Here is a 417-nt window from a genome sequence, read left to right on the forward strand (position 1 = left end):
CGGCCGGAGGCGAGCGGCTGGGGCGTCCGCGCCGACTCCGCTTCCGCTTCCGCCCGGTCCCAGTGCTGACCGGTGCCGGGGCCTGCGTGCGGTACGCCCCCGCTGTCCACGAGGGCCATCCCGCCCAGGGCGCAGGCGGCGAGGGTCGCGGCGAGGCTCATCCGCAGGGGGCCGCCGTACCGCGCCGCGCGTACGGGGCCGGACGCGGGAGCCAGCCGTACCGTCGGCCCCGGCAGATCCTGGGCCGCCGCTCTCCCGAGGTACGCCTCGGCTCCGGGGGCAGTCTCGGCCCCGAGGGCCGGAACGGGGCTGGAGGCGCGAACGGGGCCGGGACGCGATCCGGCCCGCGGTCCCAGCGATCCGGCCCCCGGCTCCACCGAACCGGCCGGCGGCTCCAGCGACGACCCGTCACCCGCG

Annotated in this window: 1 pseudogene; it reads right to left on the reverse strand. The window is 80.1% G+C overall.

The features are described 5' to 3' along the window. Positions 1–417: pseudogene (locus GT042_RS29535) on the reverse strand (hypothetical protein); the annotation flags it as partial.

This window comes from Streptomyces sp. SID3212, assembly GCF_009865405.1.
Taxonomy (GTDB): Bacteria; Actinomycetota; Actinomycetes; order Streptomycetales; family Streptomycetaceae; genus Streptomyces.